The organism is Mycobacterium persicum (genome assembly GCF_002086675.1).
GTDB lineage: Bacteria > Actinomycetota > Actinomycetes > Mycobacteriales > Mycobacteriaceae > Mycobacterium > Mycobacterium persicum.
Genome location: NZ_MVIF01000192.1, coordinates 1 through 3,227, shown reverse-complemented (window position 1 = coordinate 3,227; position 3,227 = coordinate 1). Strand labels below are relative to the sequence as shown.

The following is a 3,227-nucleotide window of genomic DNA, read 5'->3' as shown; positions in this document are numbered from 1 at the left end:
ACCGGCGCCTTCAACACCGGCAACATGAACAACGGCATCCTCTGGCGAGCCGACTCCCACGGCCTCCTCGGCGCCACCTACACCATCACAATCCCCGAAATACCCGCAGCCCTCGACGTCAAGATCCCCATCAACATCCCTATCACCGCGTCCATCACCCCCATCAACATCGCACCTTTCGGCATTGACCCAGTCCCCTTCAGTGGAATGAACGACGGCCTCGGCGGTGACATCGAGGGCTGGATCGGACCCATCGCCTTTTCCCCGATCGTGCTGGATATCGCCAATCCCGCCATAAACCTCAACATCGGTAACCCCGATGGTTCGACGGTGATCGACATCGGCGGAACCGCCGGGCTGGGGCCCATCCAGATGCCGCTCGTCGATATTCCGGCAACACCAGGGTTCTTTAACTTCTCCGGCCCGCCGTCGTCGGGCTTCTTCAACAGCGGCACCGGCAGCTCGTCGGGCTTTTTCAACATCGGCGCCAACAATTCGGGCCTACGCAACATTTCTGATGGAATCCTCGGAAATTCGGGCTTCAACAACGTCGGGTCGCTGCAGTCGGGCCTGACCAATCTGGGCAACGGTATTTCGGGTTGGGGGAACGTGAGCCCGCTGGACTTCTCCGACTCGGCCACCATCTCGGGTTTCCGCAACGCCGGCACCGACCTCGCGGGATTGTTGCGAGACGGCGCCAACAGCACGACGTTCAATATCGGCCTGGAAAACCTCGGCGCACTCAACCTGGGCAGCGTCAACACCGGCGACCTCAACCTGGGCAGTGGTAATGCCGGCAGCTTCAACGGGGGCAGCGCCAACATCGGCAGCCTCAACCTGGGCAGCGCCAACATCGGCAGCCTCAATCTGGGCAGCGCCAACATCGGCAGCCTCAACCTGGGGCTCGCCAACGCCGGCAGCCACAACCTCGGACTGGCCAACACCGGCAACCACAACCTCGGCCTGGCCAACGTCGGCGACGCCAACATCGGCTTCGGCAACACCGGCACCGGCAACATCGGCATCGGCCTGACCGGTGACGATCAAATCGGCTTCGGCGACGCGAACACCGGCACCGGCAACATCGGCCTGTTCAACTCCGGCACCAACAACGTCGGCTTCTTCAACTCCGGCAACGGCAACTTCGGCATCGCCAACTCCGGCAACTACAACATCGGACTCGCCAACACCGGCACCTCCAACACCGGAATCTTCAACACCGGTATCGCCAATACGGGCATCGCCAACTCCGGCCACTACAACACCGGCCTGTGCAACGCGGGCCAGGCCAACACCGGAAACTTCAACTCCGGCACCTACAACATCGGCATCTATAACACCGGCAACTACGACACCGGCCTGGCGAACATCGGCGATTTCGACACCGGCGCGTTGATCAGCGGTAGTTACTCGAACGGACTGTTGTGGCGCGGGAATTACCAGGGTGTTGACAGCTCTGCGTTCAGTCTCGTCATCCCCAATACGGCCATCCCGGTCACGCTCGAACTAGGGGCGCCGATTGATATTCCGATCAACATCAGCCTCGGCACCCTGGCAATTCAGCGGTTCACACTTCCGCCGTACACCGCCGAGATCGATATTCTCGGCACCGGAGACCAACGGGTCGTCAGCGTCGGACCCATAGAATTCCCGGATTTCGTTATCGATCTTCCGAATATCGTTACCGGCATCGGCGGACCGGATACCGTGATCGATGTCGGCGGTTCCGGCGGCATCGGTCCCATCAGAATCCCCATCATCGACATTCCGGCCGCCCCGGGCTTCGGAAATTCGACCACTGGCCCCTCGTCCGGTTTCTTCAATTCCGGCACGGGTAGCGCGTCGGGTTTCGGGAACGTCGGCGCCAACCTATCGGGCTTCTTCAACACCGCCTCCGGCAGCCTGGGAATCTCGGGCTACACGAATCTCGGGGAGCTGGTATCGGGCGTCTCGAACGTCGGCAACACCGTCTCGGGCTTCCTCAACACCAGCACGCTGAACCTGTCGACCGCGGCCGAGGTGTCGGGTATCGCCAACGCCGGCAGCCAGGTCGCGGGCCTGTTGCATGACCCGTGGCACGTCAACGCCGGCTTCGCAAATGCCGGGGCGCTCAACCTCGGTAGCGCAAATCTAGGTAGCTTCAACCTCGGCAGCGGAAACATCGGCAGCGTCAACCTCGGCGGCGCAAACCTCGGCAGCGTCAACCTCGGCAGCGCAAACCTCGGCGGTTTCAATGTGGGCTGGGGCAACCTCGGCAGCTACAACTTTGGCCTCGGCAATCTGGGCAGCGGAAACATCGGCCCGGCCAATCTCGGTGACCACAACGTCGGATTCGGCAATACCGGCGACGACAACCTCGGTTTCGGCAATAACGGCATCGGCAACGTCGGCCTGGCCAACACCGGAGACGGAAACATCGGCATCGGCCTGACCGGGAGCCATCAAATCGGTTTCGGCGCCCTCAACACCGGCACCGGCAACGTCGGCCTGTTCAATTCCGGCAGCAACAACATCGGTCTGTTCAACTCCGGCACCGGCAACTTCGGTATCGGCAATTCCGGCAACTACAACACCGGCATCGGCAATGCCGGAATATCCAATACCGGCCTCTTCAACGCCGGCAACATCAACACCGGGTGGGTCAATACCGGCACCGCCAACACCGGCTCCTACAACACCGGCAACACGAATAGCGGTATGGGGAACCCCGGCGACTACAACACCGGATGGTTCAACACCGGCAACTACAGCACCGGCCTGGCGAACTCGGGCAATGTCGACACGGGTGCTTTCATCGCCGGCAGCTACTCCAACGGCGTTTTCTGGCGCCAGGATTATCAAGGCCTGCTCGGTCTGCACGCCGGGATCTACATCCCCGAGATACCGCTGCTGAACATGGGCTTCAGCATCCCGGTAAATATCCCGATAAACATCGACTTAAAGGGCATAGATATCCGACCCTTCCTGATTCCGCGCTTCCAGATCGGCATCCTGAACTCGAGCTATTTGAGCTTCGAGCTCGGACCCATACTCTCCCCGAACGAAATCACCGGCACCTTGCCCGACGTGAGCGCACTGATCGGTGGGCCAAACACCACGATAGGAGTCGGAATCACCAGCGAAATTGGGCCCATCAACATTCCACTCGTTGATATTCCGGCGGGTCCGGGTTTTGGGAATGCGACGGGCGGTCCGTCGTCGGGGTTCTTCAATCAGGGCAGTGGCAG

General features: G+C 61.0%; 1 protein-coding gene. It reads left to right on the top strand.

The features are described from left to right. A partial coding sequence (locus tag BST40_RS27555) for a beta strand repeat-containing protein (RefSeq protein WP_142276838.1) occupies positions 1 to 3,227 on the top strand: 3,227 nt, incomplete at both ends.